We start from the raw sequence: 17,542 nt of genomic DNA on the forward strand, positions 1-17,542 counted from the left end.
GGCCCGCGGGACCCGGGGGAGTATACAAAAGTGGCCCGGCCGCCGCGGATTACGACCGCGACGGCGACATCGACGTGCTGATGGTAGAAAACGGGGGCGGCGCCCACCTGTGGCGGAATAATTTGCTGGAGAATGGGGCCGCCGGCGCCGACGACAATCCCGTGTTTCTTCGCGTGATGCTGGAGGGAAGCGCCAGCAACCGCGAGGGCCTTTCGTCTTCCGTGGAAGTGGTGCTTGGCGACCTCCGGATGGAGCGCCGCGTCCGCACCGGCTCCAGCTACCTGTCCCAGAACGAATTGCCGGTTACGTTCGGGCTGGGCGAGCACATTGTTGCCGACAGCCTTATTGTCCGGTGGCCCAGCGGCGTGGTGGACCGCTTCGCCCAGGTCGAGGGCAACCGGCAGTACCAGGTTGTGGAAGGCGCCGCCCGGCTGACCGCGTGGTGAGCGGAAGTTGCTCTCTTGTAAGTCCTCCGAACCGGCGATGCGCATAGATTCCAGGCCATGAACCCGCAACAAACGGCTATGCCGGATTCTTCCGGGCCGGTTCGCCGGGGCAAGGCGATCCGCCGGGCCGTGGTATGGACGCTGGTTTGCGTGCTGTTCCTGCTCGGTATCACGGTGGTCGGCGCGCGCTGGTATCTGGGCACATCGATCCAGCCCCGGTCGGGCGCCGTGGAGTTGCCCGGCCTGTCCGCCCCGGTAACCATTGCCTTCGACGACTGGGCCGTTCCCCGCATCCGGGCCCGGAACGAACTCGACGCTGTACGGGCGCAGGGCTTTTTGCACGCTTCCGAGCGCTTGTGGCAACTCGAAATGTATCAACGGGTGGCGCAGGGACGCCTCGCCGAACTGTTCGGCGAGCCCGCCATCGGGGCCGACAAGCTGCTCCGGACCCTTGATTTTTGGGGAGCCGCCGAAAGGGAGATGGCCACGCTGCCGGAGTCCATGCTCGACACGCTCCGGGCCTATGCGGAGGGGGTAAACGCGCGGCTGGCGAGTTGGCGCGGCCCATGGCCGCCCGAGTTCGTGATTCTGGGTATCGATCCCCAACCGTGGAGTCCGCAGGCTTCGCTTTCCATCTCCCGGAGCATGACGTTCGATTTGTCGAAATGGCAGGGGGAACTGGATCGTATCGAGGCGCTTGCCCGTCTTCCCGAAGCGCACCGTCCCGCGCTGACGCCGCGTTATCCCGCCTGGGGCCCCACGATTTTGCAGGATCGTCCCGGTGAATCGGAGGCATCCGATGGCGAAACCGGGTCCGCAGCATCGGTACGGAACGGGAAAGCAGTCTTGCCCGATGCATATCGAACCCGTCTTGCGGAAACCGCGCCGGCCCCTCGCAAGCCGCTCGATCCCCTGGGCCTGCTTGCAGGGCTTGGTTTACCGGCGTCCAATTCGTGGGCGCTCGGCCCTTCCCGCACCGCGGACGGGCATGCGCTGCTTGCCAACGACACCCATCTAAATCTGCGGGCGCCCTCGACATGGTATCTGAATGCGATCTCCGTGGAAGATTCCGACCACCATGTGGCCGGTTTCTCGATTCCGGGAGCTCATAGCGTGGTCATAGGTCTCTCCCGGCACATGGCGTGGGGGTTCACCAATGCATCCATTGACGGCGCGGATTTCATTGCCGAGACCCTCAGCGAAGACGGTCGCAGCTACCTCGATGGTTCCGTCTGGCGTCCCCTCGAAATTCGCCGCGAGCTCATCGGAGTGCGCGGGCGGGAGCAGCCCGTGGAATGGAATATCCGCAGCACCGTGCGAGGACCGATTATTACCGACGTGATTCCTGCGGACGGGCTTGACCTGTCCATGCTCTGGACCGGGTTTCTGGAGCCGGGCCCTTTCCGGACGCTCGTGAATATGAATCATGCCCGTGCGGTGGAAGAGATGGATGTGGCCGCGCGCGGCTTCAGTCAGCCGCACATGAACCTCATCTATGCTTCCATATCGGGAAGATTGGGGTACCGCCTGATCGGTTCGGTTCCACTGCGTCCCGCCGGGACAGTCGGGGCAACCGTTTTGTCTCCTGAAACGTGGCCGCAGGGCTGGACGGAGCTCCGGGATGAGGATTCGATGCCTGCATGGATCGATCCGCCTTCCGATTATCTCATCACCGCCAACAACCTTCAGAGTTGGGCGGTATTCGGACAAATCGGACAGGAATATATCCCCCCGTTCCGGGCAAGACGTATTCATGATGTGCTTTCACATGCTTCGGAATGGACTGTGAACGACATGCGCAGCCTGCAACTGGATTCGCGGAGCCTGTGGTCTGAACTTACCCGGCAGCGGGCTGTGGACGCTGCCCGCCGTATCGGCGCGGAGGAACTTGCCGCTGTGCTTGAAGACTGGGATCTCACCATCGAGCCCCGGTCGCTCGGTCCCGCTCCGTTCTTCGCGTGGCTCTACCGCCTCCGCGCCCTGATCGCGGCGGACGAACTCGGAGAGGACGCTGCTTTTCCGGCGTTCGCTTTTGTGCAGATGCTTGAAGAAGGCGATGCGCCGGGCGCCCAGTTGGCGCTCTGGGCCGACGACGTGCGCACGCCCGAAATCGAAACCCTTGCACACTGGGAGGAAGAAGCGGCCCGTACGGCGGCAGGCCTTGCGGAGGTCCGCTGGGGGGAGGCGCGCTTCGAGCGCTCGGCCCATCCGCTGGGAAGCGTAGCGCTGCTCGACCGGCTTTTCTCGTTTCATGTCGGCCCGTATCCCGCCCGCGGCGGGCCCTACACGCTGCGGGCCGCCGACCGCGCCAGTTGGTCTCCGCTCGATTCCACCTCGTGGAGCATCCCGTGGATCGGGGAAGCCGGGGTTTCCCAGCGCTTCGTGGCCAGCATGGCGCCGCACGCGCCGCGCGGGTACTTTTTTCTTCCCACGGGCCAATCCGGCAATCCGCTGGACCGTCACTACCGGGACATGGCTGTACGCTGGGCCGAGGGTTTTCTGGTGGAAATTTCTCCCGGGGAGGAGCTGGCCTCTCCCGAGCATCTGCTGGAGCTTCTGCCTCCGAAACAATAACAGGCGCGCTATTTTGCATGGTATTTCATCCAGGAGGTCTTTTATGCGTTTTTGGTCCTTTGCATTTTTCACAGGCCTGTTCTGCCTGCTTCTTGCGGCGTGCGGCCAGCCTGAAGAGCGCCCCAATGTTCTGTTCATCGCGGTGGACGATCTCAACAACGATCTGGGCGCATACGGCCATGACTTGGTCCGGAGCCCCCACATTGACCGCCTCGCCGCCCAGGGGATGCGCTTCAACCGCGCGTACTGCCAGTATCCGGTCTGCAATCCCAGTCGCGTCAGCTTCCTGACTGGATTGTATCCCGAGCAAACCGGCGCGCTTACGAACCAGGATACCTTTCGGGTGCATATTCCCGAGGTCGCGACGCTGCCCCAATGGTTCCGGCAACACGGGTACTATGTCGCACGGGTCGGCAAGCTATTTCATTATAACGTACCCCTCGGAATCGGTACCGATGGCCTGGACGATTCGCTCTCGTGGGACCATGTCGTCAACCCGCGCGGGATCGACCGGGAAGTGCACGACCGGATTCATACCCTGACCCCGGGCCAGTTCGGGGGGACGCTGAGCTGGTTGAGTCTGGACGATGATGAGGGCGAACACACCGACGCTCTGGGGGCCAGCGCCGCCATCGCGTTGCTTGAGGAACATCACGCAGCGCAAACGGGCCAGCCGATTTTTCTGGCCGTGGGTTTTTACCGCCCGCACACGCCGTACGTAGCGCCTCGTTCCTACTTCGAAAAGTATCCCCTTGAGGACATTCATCCTGTGCTGGAAGAGCCCGGAGACCGGGACGACATTCCGGTGGCTGCGCTGGCCGACCGCCCCAAACAACGCGAACTGACGGTGGAGCAGCGCCGGGAGATCATCCAGGCCTATTATGCGTCGATCTCTTTCATGGATGCGCAGGTGGGCCGCTTGCTCGACGCCCTCGAGCGTCTGGACATGGCCGATAATACGATCGTCGTATTCGTGTCCGACCACGGGTACCATCTGGGCCATCATGGGCTATGGCAGAAAGGAGACCTGTTTGAAGGCTCCGTCCGGGTCCCGTTGATCGTGGCTACCCCGGAGCGCCGACACGCCGGCGCTGCTACCGAGGCGCTCACGGAACTGGTCGATCTGTATCCGACGCTGGTGGAACTGAGCGGCCTGCCGCTGCCGGAGCATCTGGCCGGTCAGAGCATGAAACCGATCCTTGAAGACCCTGCCCATCCCGGCAGGCCGGCCGCGCTGACGGTGGCTTGGAGCCGTGCTCGCTGGGTGCACCCTGAAGCGTTTGACGAGCCGGTCCTGGGGCACACCATCCGGACTCCGCGTTTCCGGTACACCGAATGGAATCAGGGACAGTCCGGCGTGGAGTTGTACGATTATCAGGAAGACCCGCAGGAATACGACAATCTCGCGGACAATCCGGAGCACGCCGAAACCATGGCCCGCCTGAAGCAATTGCTGGATGAAAAAAGGCGCGCGGCGCAATAGGCGCTATGGCTCCGGGATGGGCGAGGTCCTGGCCCCAATGACCTTACTGCGGGATGCGCCGGGATTGCTATGAATTGCATATCTTAAATTTCTTGTAACGTTTTTGTAACGTACTCGTATCCGTAGATGGGTATTTCCGGCTTGTACCACAGGCAAACAAAAGGCATGAAGCATCTTGACCGGATCGCTGTCCTGCTGATTATGCTTACCACGGCGGCCTGCGGCAGTACGGGCGCCATGGTCACGGAGCAAGCCGAGGAGCGGGCCGCCCGGCCCTCGACCGCCGACCTGGAGGCGCTCTACTGGGCGCGCCAGGACAGTGCGCTCACCAAATTTACGGAGGCCGACACCCACTTCATGACGGGCATGATTGCGCACCACGCGCAGGCCCTTATCATGTCGGAACTGGCGCCTTCCAATGGCGCGAGCCCGCAGGTGCAGACGCTGGCCGCCCGTATCATCAATGCGCAGCAGGACGAGATCGATCTCATGCAGCAATGGCTCCGCGATCGCGGTCAGCCGGTGCCCGAAGTCCACATCACGGGCATAAACCTGATGATACACGGCGCCGGCGATCACGCTATGCACATGCACATGCCCGGAATGCTCTCGCAGGAGCAACTGCAGGAACTCGAGGCGGCCCGGGGGCTGGATTTCGACCGGCTTTTTCTGACCTACATGATTCAGCACCACGCCGGGGCGGTGTATATGGTCGACGAACTCTTCAGTACGGACGGGGCTGCACTGGATGAGGCGGCGTTTAAACTCGCTTCGGGCATTCACGTAGATCAGGTTACCGAGATCGCCCGCATGGAACTCATGCTTGAACAGTTGCCCGATGCCGGCGAGGATAGCTGACCCCTGGACAACTTTCCGTTCGAATTTTTCTTCCCTTAACCCGAAAATGGGCTATGAAAACCAAAACATTCCTTTATCATCCCCTTACCTGGACAGCCACCCACCGTTTCTGGTTGATTCTGTTTTGTGCAGGTCTGCTGGGCGGACTCTCCGCATGCGCCCACAGTCCCGCGATGACCGTGGCCGATCCCGGAGGGGCTGCTCCTTCCGCACAGGCTGGGCCCGAGAGGGCTGCGGAGCCCATCCAATACGCCGACTCCCGCGTCGGGCTCGAAGCGGGATTGTTCGATGCCGGAGAAGCGCTATGGAATCTGCGCGTGCTCTCATCGACGCCGTCTCCGGAAGACTTCATCGGGGTTACCAACTCCGACCTGGCCTTCACCGGCGACTACGCCATTCAGGGCAACTATAACGGCATGCAGGTATGGGACATTTCGAATCCCGGCGAACCCGACCTTGTGATCGACTATCTTTGCCCTGCGTCGCAGAGCGACGTGTCGGTGTATGAGAACCTGCTTTTCGTATCGGGCGAAGGGCTGGGCGGCCGGCTCGATTGCGGGACCGAAGGCGTTGAGGAAACGGTGAGTCCGGATCGCCTGCGCGGAATCCGCATTTTCGATATCGCTGATATCGAAAATCCCGACTACATCACCAATGTGCAGACGTGCCGCGGTTCCCACACGCATTCGTTGCTGAAAGACCCGGATGACGATGAGAATGTGTACGTCTATGTATCAGGGTCCGCCCCGGTGCGTCCTGAAGAGGAACTTGCCGGTTGTTCCGGCGCCCCGCCGGAGGAGGATCCGAACACGGCGTTGTTCCGGATCGAGGTCATCAAGGTGCCTCTTGCCCATCCCGAACAAGCCGCGATCGTGAGTTCGCCTCGCCTTTTCGAGGGGCTCGTAGCGCCTCCGGAGCATGGTATGGCGCCGGACGACATTGCCGCTATCGAGCAGGCGCGGGCAGAGGGTGCCTTCATTGTCGAGATATTCGGACAGGCGCAAGTGTTGCCGTCGCAGTTTGTCGGCATGCTGCTTTCGGAGATCGTGGAAGCGCGGGAAGGGACCGGACCGCCTACGGCGGCCGACAGCACGTTGCTTCGCGAGAACCTTTCTGCGATTCTCTCGGAGCGGTTCGGCGTTCCGCTCGGTCAGGAGGAGGGAGAGGGTCCTGGGCCTACGCAGTGTCATGACATCACGCTGTACCCGGAGATCGGTCTGGCCGGAGGCGCCTGCGAAGGATACGGGCTTCTGCTCGATATCTCGGACCCTGCCAATCCGACGCGCATAGATGCGGTCGCCGATTCGAATTTCGCCTATTGGCACTCGGCGACCTTTAACAACGACGGCACCAGCATTCTCTTCACGGACGAATGGGGCGGAGGCGGTGCGCCGAAGTGCCGCGCCACCGATCCCGTGGAATGGGGCGCCAACGCGATTTTCACGCTCGAAGACGGCAAGATGCAGTTCAAGAGTTATTACAAGATTCCGGAACCGCAGACGCCTGAGGAGAATTGCGTCGCGCACAACGGTTCGCTGATCCCGATCCCGGGACGCGACGTCATGGTGCAATCCTGGTACCAGGGGGGCATTTCCATTTTCGACTGGACGGATCCTTCGAACCCTGTAGAGATTGCGTACCATGATCGCGGGCCCGTAAACCCGGACCGCATGGTGATGGGCGGGAGCTGGTCGGTGTACTGGTACAACGGCGTGCTCGTCAGCTCGGAAATCGCGCGCGGGCTCGACATCTTCGAACTGACGCCGAGCGAATATCTTTCGGAAAACGAGATCGCTGCCGCCGGGACGGTCAAGCTCGACTATCTCAATGCGCAGATGCAGCCCGCATTCGTATGGCCGGCCAGCTTTGTGCTGGCGCATGCCTATGTGGATCAGCTTGAGCGCTCGGAAGAGCTCTCCGCGGACCGGATTGCGTCGCTGCGGGAAGAACTCGCCGCTGCAGAAAATGCATCGGGTGCGGCCCGGCAGGAGGCGTTAACGCTGTTGTCCGACACGCTCGACGATGAGGCAACCGCTGCGGGAAATGCGGCGAAGGTGCACATGCTGGCGAATACCGTGAGGAATCTGGCAACGATGAACTGAGTGCGGGACAGGCGCAGGAAGTTATTTTTCTGCGCTGGCGTCGTCGAAGAACACCTGCACATCCGGCCAGGTGCGCTCGACGAGGGGCATGCCCTCCTCGGGGCCCAGTACCGACAGCATCGTCGCCAGCCCGTCCGAGAGGATGCCCTCCGGCGCGATGACGGTCACCGCGATGCGGTTGGTCAGGGGGATGCCCGTGCGCGGGTCCAGGACATGGGAATACCGCGTTCCGTCGATTACGACGAACTGTACTGTGTCGCCGGACGTGGATATGGCGGCGTTCGTTAGATGGAACGTACGCCCGGAGAGCGGCTCCGTAATGCGCCAGCCTGTTTTGTCGTTTTCAGGCCCGTCCGCCGCGTCGCGTTCTCGGGGCGGCGCATCGCCTGTTACAATGTCCCCGCCGAATTCGATCATGGCGTGCGGGAGGCCATGCGTCCGGAGGGTCGCCAGCGCTTCGTCCGCGGCGAATCCCTTGGCGATGCCGCCGAGGTCGAGGCGCATGCCCTTGTTTGCAAGCATGGCCGTGGAATCTTCCGCATCGAGCCGGAGCAGGGCATAGCCGCTGCGTGACCGCGCGGTTTCCAGCGCGTCCGGTGCGGGCAGCGTGCCGGTATCCCGCGCGGTGCGCCAGAGTTGCACGAGCGGCCCCGCCGTAATGTCGAAGGCGCCGCCGGACAGCCTGGCGAACTGCCCGGCCCTGCGAAGGACATGGAACAGCTCGGCGCTTACCGGAACCGGTCCCGCGCCGCTTCGCCCTGCAAGGCGCATCAGTTCGCTGTCCCGGCGGTAATCGCTCATGGTTGCGTCGAGGGCGGCGATCCGGTCGAAGGCGGCCACGGCCCCGTGTTCCGCCGCCGCCTGGTCCGGCGCATACAAAACGATCCGGGCTTGTACCCCCATATGAACCTGCGTATATTCGTAACGATACAGGCTCCTCCGATTCGATTTTCGATCTGAATCCCGATCCGTTTCGCGCATGGGCGCACACGATGCAAGGAATACGGCAACGATCATGGCGGCCGGGATTCCGGACCATTTGACCAATCTCCGCAGCAACAGGATGTTTTTCCGAACAGGCATGGCAGTGTGCGGGTGTATGCTCCTTGCGGGAACGGCAAGGGCGCAGGACGCGGGTTCGGACGCGGACGTTTCTACGCCCGATGCGATGGAAGCCTATGTCGAGACCTTCAGCGAGGCGCCTGCCGAAATCGATATGATTCCGGTCCCGGCGGGTTCCGTTCCCATGAACGGAAAAGAGGTTTCCGTAGGCCCGTTCTGGATTGCCGGGACGGAAATTCCCTGGGAGATTTTTGATATCTACGCATTCGAAAACGATGGGGAACCCGGCGCCGACGATGCGATACTTCGTCCGAGCAAGCCGTACGGCGCTCCGGACAGGGGGTACGGGCATCGCGGGTACGCCGCCATCAGCATGACATACATTGTGGCGGAGGCGTTTGCGGACTGGCTTTCCGTCCGGACCGGCAAGACGTACCGCTTGCCGACCGAGGCGGAATGGGAATATGCCTGCCTGGCGGGCGAGCCGCCGGTTTCCGGCGATGCGCTCGACGAGCATGCCTGGTACTGGGACAATGCCTTCGACGCCACGCACCCGATCGGCAGCCTTGCTTCGAACGCGTTCGGGATTCAGGACATGATCGGCAATGCGGCGGAATGGTGCACCGGCCCGGAGGGCGCCCCGCTGGCGTGCGGGGGCTCTTTCATGGACAAGGCGGAAGAAGTGGGGTGCGCAGCGCGCAAGACGCCTTCTCCGAAGTGGCAGGAAACGGATCCGCAAATACCGAAAAGCAGATTCTGGCTCACGGACGGGCCGTTCATGGGGTTCCGCGTCATTCGGGAACCGTAAACCCGGTGTTATTTCCGGTGCGCAACCGTTACTTTCTTTCAAACGCACAACGCACATAAACAAAGCAGATTCATGAAGCACAATCCTCTGGTATCGCGGCGCAATTTCGTAAAGAGCAGCGCCGCCGCTGCGGCAGGCCTCGCCTTCATGCCGAGCGGGAATTTCGCATGGGCCGCCGGCTCGGACACGATTCGCTATGGACTGGTGGGCTGCGGAGGCCGGGGGACCGGCGCCGCCGTCAATGCCGTCGAAGCAGCCTCCGGCGTGACGCTGGTGGCTATGGGCGATTTGTTCGAAGACCGTCTGGACAGCTCCAAGGCCAAGCTCAAGGAACAACTTGGAGACGCCTATCAGGTAAGCCCCGAGCACGAATTTTCCGGTTGGGATGCCTGGAAGCATGTCATCGACAGCGATGTGGATGTCGTCATTTTCGCTACCCCGCCGGTGTTCCGTCCCATCCATGTGCCCTACGCGATCGAGAAGGGACGCCATGTATTTATGGAGAAACCCGTCGGTATAGACCCTGCGGGCGTACGTGTTTTCTTCGATGCGGCGGACGAAGCCGACCGCAAGGGACTGTCCATCGTGGCGGGCACGCAGCGGCGGCATGAGCGCCGGTATCTCGAAGTCATGCAGCGAATTCATGACGGAGCGATCGGTCAGGTGGTGTCCGGACAGGTATACTGGAATCAGGGCGGCCTTTGGAAGGTGGATCGCAAGCCGGGATGGTCCGATATGGAGTATCAGGTGCGGAACTGGCTCTACTACACGTACCTCTCCGGTGACCATGTGGTCGAGCAGCACATTCACAATATCGACGTGGCGAACTGGGCCGTGGGCGAAACCCCGATCAAGGCCTCGGGCGTCGGCGGGCGGCAGCAGCGCGTTTCGCCGGAGTACGGCCACATTTTCGATCACTTTGCGGTGAACCTCGAGTACCCGAGCGGCGCCACGATCCTGAGCATGTGCAAGCAGCAGGAGAACACGGCGAATTTCGTGGGCGAGCACATCATCGGCACGAAGGGCACGTCCAATGCGGCCTCGTGGATCAAGGGCGAGAATGCGTTCCGCTTCGACGGCGAGAATCCGAATCCGTACGTGCAGGAGCACACGAACCTGATCGAAAGCATTCGCGGCGAAAAGCCGATCAACGAGGCGCGGCGCATGGCCGAAACCAACATTTCGGCGATCATGGTGCGCGAGGCGGCCTATACGGGACAGGAGGTGACCTGGGACGATGTGATGAATTCGACCCAGAAACTCACCCCGGCCACCTGGGAGTTCGGCGACGTGCCGATTTTCGCGGCGGCTGTGCCCGGCGAGACGGTGCTGAACCGCCGGCCGTTCGAAGAAGACGAAATGGCCGTTTCGGGGTGATTTCTTCCCCGGGCGCCCCGGCGGTTATCGCAGGACGGTTATAGCCACACGCCGGCCACGAGCAGTACGACCGCAAGGCCCACGACGCCTACGATCGTGGCCATGACGGTCCACGAACGGAGTGTCTGGGCCTCGGTCATGCCCATGAGCTGGTTCACGAGCCAGAAGCCGGAATCGTTCACGTGCGACAGCACGGTAGCGCCGCAGGCTACCGCGATCGTGATGGCGCCGAGCATTGGCTCCGAGAAGCTGCCGTTCTGGATAATGGGCGCCAGCAAGCCTGCCGATGCGACCATGGCCATTGTGGCCGAACCCTGCGCTACGCGGATCACCACGGCGATCAGGAAGCCGAACAGGAGGATCGGTAGTTGGGTGGCGGCCATCATTTCGGTCAGCGCGTCGCCCACGCCTGTTTGGACCAGGATGTGCGCGAACACCCCGCCGGCTCCGGTCAGCAGGATAATCATGCCCACGGGCTCCATGGACCGGGTGGCGATGCGCTGCACCTCGTCCGCGGAAAAGCCCAGTCGGATGCCGAGAAAGTAAAAGGCAAGCAGGAGCGCTGCGGTGAGCGCCGTGAACGGGTGCCCGATGAACGATATCCATCCCCGGAGATCGCTTCCTTCCGGGAGCACGATTTTACCGGCCGTATTTGCAAGAATCAGCACGAGAGGCAGCGCAATGAGCGCCACGACCATGGCGAAACTGGGCGTTTTTCGTCCCTCGGTATCGTCTTCTTTGTGTTCCGCGGTTTCCGGCACCGCCACATGGATGCGCCGCGCAATGCGGTTGCCGAAGAAGACGCCGCCTATGGCTGCGGCGGGCGCCCCGGCGAGGACGCCGAAGAAGATGACCCATCCGAGGTCTGCGCCGATGATCGACGACACGGCCACCGGTCCCGGGGTGGGCGGAATGCAGGCATGCGCCACAGCCATGCCTCCTACCAGCGGGATGCCGTAGTAGAGCAGCGATTTGCCGGTTCTGCGGGCCAGGTTGTAAACGAGGGGAATGAAAATGATAAGCCCGACCTCGAAGAATACGGGCGTGGCGACGATGATGCCGATCAGGGCCAGCGCCCACTGGGCTTTCCGTTCTCCGAACACCCTGATGATCGTCGAGGCGATTTTACTTGCTCCGCCCGACGCCTGAATCATCTCGCCCAGCATGGTGCCCACTCCGATTACCACGGCAATGTAGCCGAGCGTGTTGCCCATGCCTTCGGTGACCGCGTCGGCAACCGCCGAGGGGGGCACGCCGCCAAGAATGGCGGCAATGAAACTCACGACAAGCAGGGCGATGAACGCCTGCATGCGCAGCGCGATGACCAGAAGCAGGAGTACTCCGATGCTGCCGGCGGTCAGAAGAAGCAGTGCGGTGGTGGACATATGACTACAGATAAAGGGGCAGGGGTGGTAAAATTACAGTACCTTGACGCTGAAAATACAGAACCTTTACCATAGATGACCTCCGCCTTGCGATCATTTCGGCGCAATCTGCGCGGCTCCTTTCCTGTTTTTGCCTTATCCATCGCACTCTGCTGCGCGGTATTGCCCGGTTTGTTTTTGCCTGCGGCGGCCCGGGCCCAGGAGCAACCGCGTCAGGAACTGCAGCAGACCACGCCGAAACAGGACCTTATTATCATGCAGCGCGTCGGCGGACCGGTCGAACTGGACGGGCTCAGTTTCGAACCGGCCTGGCGGTCGGTCGAGCCGTACGTCCCGTCGCAGTACGAGCCGAACAACGGAACGCCTCCGACCGAGCGCACGGAGATGCTCATCGCCTACGACGAGGAGTATCTTTTTCTCGCCCTGCGCGCCTACGACCGGAACCCGGAGGGCATTCGCGCCAACACGCTCTACCGGGACCGGCTCAGCAACGACGATCATTTCGAGATTCTGATCGATTCGTACAACGACAACGAGACCGGCATGCTGTTCAACAGCAATCCGAGGGGGCACCGGCGGGAGGCCGCCATCTCGAACGACGCCAGCGGCGGGGGTATTTCGTCCGGCGGCTGGATCAATGTGGATTTCAACACCTACTGGGATGTGGAGACCGTCATTGCCGACAGCGGATGGTTTTCGGAAATGCGCATCCCGTTTTCCAGCCTGCGTTTCCAGCCGCGTGAAGACGGCACGGTCATCATGGGGCTGACCCTGCAACGCAAGGTTGTGCGCAAGGATGAGCGAGTAGTGTTTCCTCCGGTCGAGCGTATTTCGAACTGGGCGTTCCTGAAGCCGTCCCTGGCGCAGAAATTCCTGCTGGAGGGCATCGAATCGGAGTTGCCGGTGTACGTGACCGGATACGGCTTGGGAGGGGCGGGAGAAACGGCCCAACTGCAGGAGGGCGCTTGGGGATACGACCGCGATGTGACACGGGAGATCGGGGCCGATCTGAAGTACCAGTTCGGGAACAACGGCGCACTCGATCTTACGCTGAACACCGATTTTGCGCAGGTCGAAGCGGACGATCAGCAAATCAACCTGACGCGGTTCTCGCTTTTCTTTCCGGAGAAGCGCCAGTTCTTTCAGGAGCGGGCCGCCATTTTCGATTTTCGGACAGGGGGATTGAGCCGTCTTTTTCACAGCCGGCGCATCGGGCTGACGGAAGAGGGTGCTCCCGTGCCGATCCTCGGCGGCGCGCGCGGCGCCGGGCGCTTCGGACAGTGGGACATTGGGGCGCTCACCATGCAGACCGCGGCCTCCGGCGACCAGTCGTCGGAGAATTTCGGGGTGCTGCGCCTGCGGCGGAAGGTGTTCAACCCCTGGTCGTATGCGGGCGCGATGGGGACGAGCCGCCTCGGGGCGGACGGCGCGTACAACTTCGCCTACGGCCTGGACGGCGTTTTCCGGCTTTTCGGGGACGATTATCTGACGCTCCAGTGGGCGCACTCGTTCGATGACGTGCGCATCGATAGCCCGGATTACCGCCCGCTGAACGGCGGACGCATGACCGTGCAGATGGAGCGGCGTCGCAGCAGGGAATGGGAATACCGCTCCATTCTGGCCTGGGCGGGCGCGGACTACGATCCGGGCATCGGGTTTTCGCAGCGCAACGACTTCACCCTGGTGGACAACATGCTTTCCTACACCTGGCTGCCTCCGGAAGGCGCCCGGCTGATTTTCCACACCTTCGAAATGGCCGGATTTACGTATTTGCGCAATCAGGACGGTTCCATCGAATCCGCACAGGTGGGCCCCCGGTGGAGTTACGGGGCCCGGAACGGAACGCGGGGGCAGGCCGGGTTCATGGTCTTGTACGAAGATCTATCTGCTCCTTTTTCGATCGGAGAGGTGGAGATCCCCGCCGGAAGCTACACGTTCTGGGAAGCGGAAGTGTCGTATGGAGAATCCAATACGAACCGGTACCGGTTGGGGCCCACGTTACAGGCAGGCCCTTTCTACGACGGCTGGAAGGTCACGGCCGCTGCGCGTCCCACCTGGTACGTATCGCCGCACCTTGAGATTTCAGGGCGCTACGAGTACAGCCGGATTCGTTTTCCGGACAGGGATACCGGGTTGCACGCGCACCTGTTGCGGTTCAGGATCGGCATGGCCCTGGATACGCAGGCGTCGGCCAACGTCTTCCTGCAGTACAACAGCATAAGCGACGCGCTCTCGTCCAATATCCGCCTGCGGTACAATTTCCGCGAGGGGAACGACCTGTGGCTGGTCTACAACCATGGAATGAACACGGCGCGGAACCGGTTCAACCCCGCGCCGCCGTTCACGGACAACCGGACGCTGCTCGTCAAATACACCTATACGTTCCAGTTATAGGCCCTACTCCATCGGCTTGATCATGAGGTTCCGGAACCAGACCCCGGTTTCCCCATGCTTGCCCTGGATGCCGATATGGCCCTCGGTAGCCAATTCGGCCAGCGGGTTGCTCAGCCAGGGCGGAATGGAGGTCCCGTCCGGATTGGTTTCCGCAGAGTGGTATTCGCTCATGTCGATTTCGCTCACTTCCATGCCGTTGAGCGCCGTCCACAGGGAGTCGCCCCTTGCAGTCACCGTGTAGCGGTTCCATTCTCCGGCAGGCTTGATTCGCTGCTCCGACGGGGGCACATGCCCGTAGAAAGCGCCGGATTCCTGGTGGTGCCGGGCCGAATCTTTCATGGCGTAATCGTCGGCGATCTGCACCTCGATGGAATAGGGAATCCAGGCGCTGGTGTCCGTCTCGGTCGCGTGCAGGATGATCCCGCTGTTCGCGCCCGGATCGAACATGACTTCGAGGTCCAGCACGAAGTCGTTGTAGGTGGCCTGCGTAAAGAGGCCCTGATCCACGCTGCTTGTGAGCACGCCTTCTTCCCATGCCCAAACGCCCCCGGGGTCTATTGCATTGGAGAGGTCCTCGTTGAAGAGCGGCATCCATCCGGGTTCGGAAGTATCCGGATGCGGATCGGCCATTTCCGGCGTTTCGGATTCGGCCGCAGCGTCGTAATCCGCGTCTCCCGAATCGGAGGCGCACCCTGCTGCGAGGAAAACGAGGGCAGCGAAGAGGGAAAGAGTACGTATGGGCATGATACTGTGGCGTGTGTGGTGGTTAAGGATAAATACGGTGGGTCCGATTCGCCGGAATCACCCCGCGTCGACGGCGGGGAGTTCCCAGCCTTTCCGCGGCGTACGGCGCAGATACCGGTTGGCTTCCGGCAGGTTCGTAATGCGGAGGTTTTCCGCGTCCCAGTGAATCTTTTTATTGCCCGCAAGGAGCGAGACGACGCCGAGCAGCACGGTCTCGGTGAGGGGGGCAGCGAAGGCGAAGGGCGACGAGGCGTTTTCTTCGCCCCGGATCGCGCGCACCCAGTTGTTTTCGTGGCTCTCGTTCGCGATGCGGTCGTACAGCCGGGGAGGGGTGTTCTCCGCGAGATCGCCGGGCATCAAGCGCACGCCGCCCATATGCAGCAGCGTACCCTTCGAGCCGACATACATCATGCCGTTCGAATTCAGCCATTCGCCGTCGGAGAGGCCTTCGGGGCGCGGAGGTTTGAACCCGCCGTCGTACCAGGTAAGCCGTACCGGCCCGCGTTCCCCGTGCGCGGGGAATTCGAAGAAGGTGGTCGAAGCGACCGGGTAGGAGTGGCCGTTGAAGGCGGAGGACCGGGTTTCTACCGTGGTGGGCGCACCGAGGTCCAGCGCCGTGGCCACGAAGGCGAAGGAGTGTGCTGCGATGTCGCCCAGCGCTCCCGTGCCGAAGGGGACCCACCCGCGCCAGACGAACGGATGGAAGGCCGGGTCGTAGGCCATGTTCGCAGCGGGGCCGAGGTACAGGTCCCAGTCGATGCCGTCCGGCTTCCGTTTCAGCACGGAAGGCAGGTCCATGCCCTGCGGCCAGATGGGGCGGTTCGTCCACACATGCACTTCCCCGACTTCTCCGATCGTGCCTCCCTTGACGTGTTCGGCGATGTCGTAGAGTTCGTTCGAGGAACGCCCCTGGTTTCCCATCTGCGTGACGACGTCGTACCGTTCGGCGGCAAGGCCCAGCTGCCGCGCCTCCCATACCGACCACGTAAGCGGCTTCTGGGTGTATACATGGATGCCGCGTTCCATGGCCGCCAGGGTAATGAGGGCGTGCGTGTGGTCCGGCGTGGCGATCACGACTCCGTCGATGTCATCGCTTATTTCATCGAACATGCGGCGGTAATCCTGGTACCGGGCCGCCTTGGGCCAGGTCTCGAAAGCGGGCGCGGTGAAGTCCAGGTCCACATCGCAAAGGCCTGTGATGGCGACATCGTTCATGTTCGCCAGATTGACTTTGCCCATGCCCCCGACCCCGACGCAGGCTACGTTCACCGTATCGCTGGGGGCCAGGAAACCCGGGCCGCCGAGCACGTTTCTCGGTACGATGAGCGGAGCGGCGGCAAACGCGGCGCCCGTTTTACCGAGCGTGCCGAGGAAAGCGCGGCGGGACAGGCCGGGTGCCCGGCGGACGGATCTCAAGGAAGCAGGCATGAAACGTTTCTGGTCAATGCACAACGCATGCGGGTTGCAACAAACCCCTGATCAGGTACGGTATGGAACACCGAACGGGGTAATCCGGCAATGCAGACGGCAAAACGAGAGAATATCCTTAACAATTTCGCACAATTTGACGAATTGTTCACAAAATTATAGAGGTCTTCCCCGCGTGTTCATTCATTGTTCACGGAATGCGGGGTGCTGCCCAGTATCCGTTGTGCGACACCGTATATGCGGTCGCCCTCTTAATGTAAAGACTTGATTAAGACGATTCTGCGCAGTACCCTCATAGGCGTGCTTTTATTGCGGTTTGGGCTGCTTCCCCAAGAGCGATTCGTCGCTCGAAGCGCTTTCCCGCATACCTGCCTCTACCCACCAATTAAGGTATCTACGTCATGAAACTCACGTTTTTCATATTCGTGGTGGTGCTCGGCATCATCGTTGCAGTCCACCTTGCGATGAATGCAAGGGTAGGCGAAATCATGGCCAACCCCCGTGTGGCGAACGCGGTCTTCTGGACCATTGGCGCCGTTATGGCCATCATTGTGGGCCTGACCGGCTGGGAGGCAGGCGCTTTGGGAACCCTGAAAAATGTGCATCCCCTGCTCCTGACAGCGGGTGCGATGGGCGCTTGCCTTGTATTCGCCATCGCATGGTCCATTCCGCAAGTGGGCGCCGGAAACTTCTTCATCATTCTGCTCGCCGGGCAGGTGATCGGCGGCCTGATCATGTCCCACTTCGGATGGTTATCAGCCCATGAGCCGATTTCTCTCGTGCAAATGGGCGGTGCTGTGCTCATGGTCGCCGGGGCGGCTATCGCCACGATGGCCGGGTAGCTGCACACCTGTCAGGATCCTTTTTACTCCATATTCTAC

At 61.8% G+C, this 17,542-nt stretch carries 13 protein-coding genes; 9 read left to right on the forward strand and 4 right to left on the reverse strand.

Annotation, left to right across the window (positions count from 1 at the left end):
- The 5 genes from F4Y00_10675 to F4Y00_10695 all read left to right on the forward strand — a co-directional run.
- Positions 1-446 (forward strand): hypothetical protein (locus F4Y00_10675; GenBank protein ID MYE05419.1); only part of this gene is annotated, 446 nt, incomplete at its 5' end.
- Positions 447-503: 57 nt separating this feature from the next.
- Complete coding sequence (locus tag F4Y00_10680; protein MYE05420.1) at positions 504-3,020, forward strand: penicillin acylase family protein; 2,517 nt, start codon at positions 504-506, stop codon at positions 3,018-3,020.
- 43 nt (positions 3,021-3,063) lie between these two features.
- Positions 3,064-4,503, forward strand: a complete 1,440-nt coding sequence (locus F4Y00_10685; protein ID MYE05421.1) for a sulfatase — start codon at positions 3,064-3,066, stop codon at positions 4,501-4,503.
- Between the two features lie 126 nt (positions 4,504-4,629).
- Positions 4,630-5,361: a DUF305 domain-containing protein gene (locus F4Y00_10690; GenBank protein ID MYE05422.1), complete on the forward strand. Its 732-nt coding sequence runs from the start codon at positions 4,630-4,632 to the stop codon at positions 5,359-5,361.
- A gap of 173 nt (positions 5,362-5,534) precedes the next feature.
- Positions 5,535-7,463 carry a hypothetical protein gene (locus tag F4Y00_10695; GenBank protein ID MYE05423.1) on the forward strand — a complete coding sequence of 643 codons (1,929 nt, stop codon included), beginning with the start codon at positions 5,535-5,537 and terminating at the stop codon, positions 7,461-7,463.
- Positions 7,464-7,484: 21 nt separating this feature from the next.
- Here F4Y00_10695 and F4Y00_10700 read toward each other — a convergent pair whose 3' ends face one another.
- Positions 7,485-8,444, reverse strand: a complete 960-nt coding sequence (locus F4Y00_10700; protein ID MYE05424.1) for an FAD:protein FMN transferase — start codon at positions 8,442-8,444, stop codon at positions 7,485-7,487.
- On the opposite strand from F4Y00_10700, the gene F4Y00_10705 reads away from it, so the two are divergent.
- Complete coding sequence (locus F4Y00_10705) at positions 8,443-9,333, forward strand: formylglycine-generating enzyme family protein (protein MYE05425.1); 891 nt, start codon at positions 8,443-8,445, stop codon at positions 9,331-9,333. The two genes, F4Y00_10700 and F4Y00_10705, sit on opposite strands and share 2 nt — an antisense overlap.
- Before the next feature lie 72 nt (positions 9,334-9,405).
- On the forward strand, positions 9,406-10,710 hold the full coding sequence (locus tag F4Y00_10710) for a Gfo/Idh/MocA family oxidoreductase (protein ID MYE05426.1): 1,305 nt from the start codon (positions 9,406-9,408) through the stop codon (positions 10,708-10,710).
- Between the two features lie 38 nt (positions 10,711-10,748).
- On the opposite strand, the gene F4Y00_10715 is transcribed toward F4Y00_10710, so the two are convergent.
- Entirely contained in the window at positions 10,749-12,095 is a 1,347-nt protein-coding gene (locus tag F4Y00_10715) for a gluconate transporter (GenBank protein MYE05427.1), read from the reverse strand.
- Between the two features lie 75 nt (positions 12,096-12,170).
- Here F4Y00_10715 and F4Y00_10720 point away from each other — a divergent pair, with 75 nt between their 5' ends.
- A complete protein-coding gene (locus F4Y00_10720; protein MYE05428.1) occupies positions 12,171-14,489 on the forward strand; it encodes a carbohydrate binding family 9 domain-containing protein in 2,319 nt (772 codons plus the stop codon).
- A gap of 3 nt (positions 14,490-14,492) precedes the next feature.
- Here F4Y00_10720 and F4Y00_10725 read toward each other — a convergent pair whose 3' ends face one another.
- Together F4Y00_10725 and F4Y00_10730 are read right to left on the reverse strand one after the other, a co-directional pair.
- The gene (locus F4Y00_10725; GenBank protein ID MYE05429.1) at positions 14,493-15,233 is read right to left on the reverse strand and encodes a DUF1080 domain-containing protein; all 741 of its coding nucleotides are present in this window, start codon (positions 15,231-15,233) and stop codon (positions 14,493-14,495) included.
- A 57-nt stretch (positions 15,234-15,290) separates the two neighbouring features.
- Entirely contained in the window at positions 15,291-16,661 is a 1,371-nt protein-coding gene (locus F4Y00_10730; GenBank protein MYE05430.1) for a Gfo/Idh/MocA family oxidoreductase, read from the reverse strand.
- 401 nt (positions 16,662-17,062) lie between these two features.
- On the opposite strand from F4Y00_10730, the gene F4Y00_10735 reads away from it, so the two are divergent.
- Entirely contained in the window at positions 17,063-17,503 is a 441-nt protein-coding gene (locus F4Y00_10735) for a hypothetical protein (protein ID MYE05431.1), read from the forward strand.
- Positions 17,504-17,542: the final 39 nt, after the last annotated feature.

The organism is Bacteroidetes bacterium SB0662_bin_6 (assembly GCA_009839485.1).
Taxonomy (GTDB): Bacteria; Bacteroidota; Rhodothermia; order Rhodothermales; family VXPQ01; genus VXPQ01.

What these genes read in the sequence shown, in the direction of transcription:
- F4Y00_10680 (MYE05420.1), top strand. Translation starts at nt 504, where the DNA reads ATGAACCCGCAACAAACGGCTATGCCGGATTCTTCCGGGCCGGTTCGC.
- F4Y00_10685 (MYE05421.1), top strand. Translation starts at nt 3,064, where the DNA reads ATGCGTTTTTGGTCCTTTGCATTTTTCACAGGCCTGTTCTGCCTGCTT.
- F4Y00_10690 (MYE05422.1), top strand. Translation starts at nt 4,630, where the DNA reads ATGGGTATTTCCGGCTTGTACCACAGGCAAACAAAAGGCATGAAGCAT.
- F4Y00_10695 (MYE05423.1), top strand. Translation starts at nt 5,535, where the DNA reads ATGACCGTGGCCGATCCCGGAGGGGCTGCTCCTTCCGCACAGGCTGGG.
- F4Y00_10705 (MYE05425.1), top strand. Translation starts at nt 8,443, where the DNA reads ATGGGCGCACACGATGCAAGGAATACGGCAACGATCATGGCGGCCGGG.
- F4Y00_10700 (MYE05424.1), bottom strand. Translation starts at nt 8,444, where the DNA reads ATGCGCGAAACGGATCGGGATTCAGATCGAAAATCGAATCGGAGGAGC.
- F4Y00_10710 (MYE05426.1), top strand. Translation starts at nt 9,406, where the DNA reads ATGAAGCACAATCCTCTGGTATCGCGGCGCAATTTCGTAAAGAGCAGC.
- F4Y00_10715 (MYE05427.1), bottom strand. Translation starts at nt 12,095, where the DNA reads ATGTCCACCACCGCACTGCTTCTTCTGACCGCCGGCAGCATCGGAGTA.
- F4Y00_10720 (MYE05428.1), top strand. Translation starts at nt 12,171, where the DNA reads ATGACCTCCGCCTTGCGATCATTTCGGCGCAATCTGCGCGGCTCCTTT.
- F4Y00_10725 (MYE05429.1), bottom strand. Translation starts at nt 15,233, where the DNA reads ATGCCCATACGTACTCTTTCCCTCTTCGCTGCCCTCGTTTTCCTCGCA.
- F4Y00_10730 (MYE05430.1), bottom strand. Translation starts at nt 16,661, where the DNA reads ATGCCTGCTTCCTTGAGATCCGTCCGCCGGGCACCCGGCCTGTCCCGC.
- F4Y00_10735 (MYE05431.1), top strand. Translation starts at nt 17,063, where the DNA reads ATGAAACTCACGTTTTTCATATTCGTGGTGGTGCTCGGCATCATCGTT.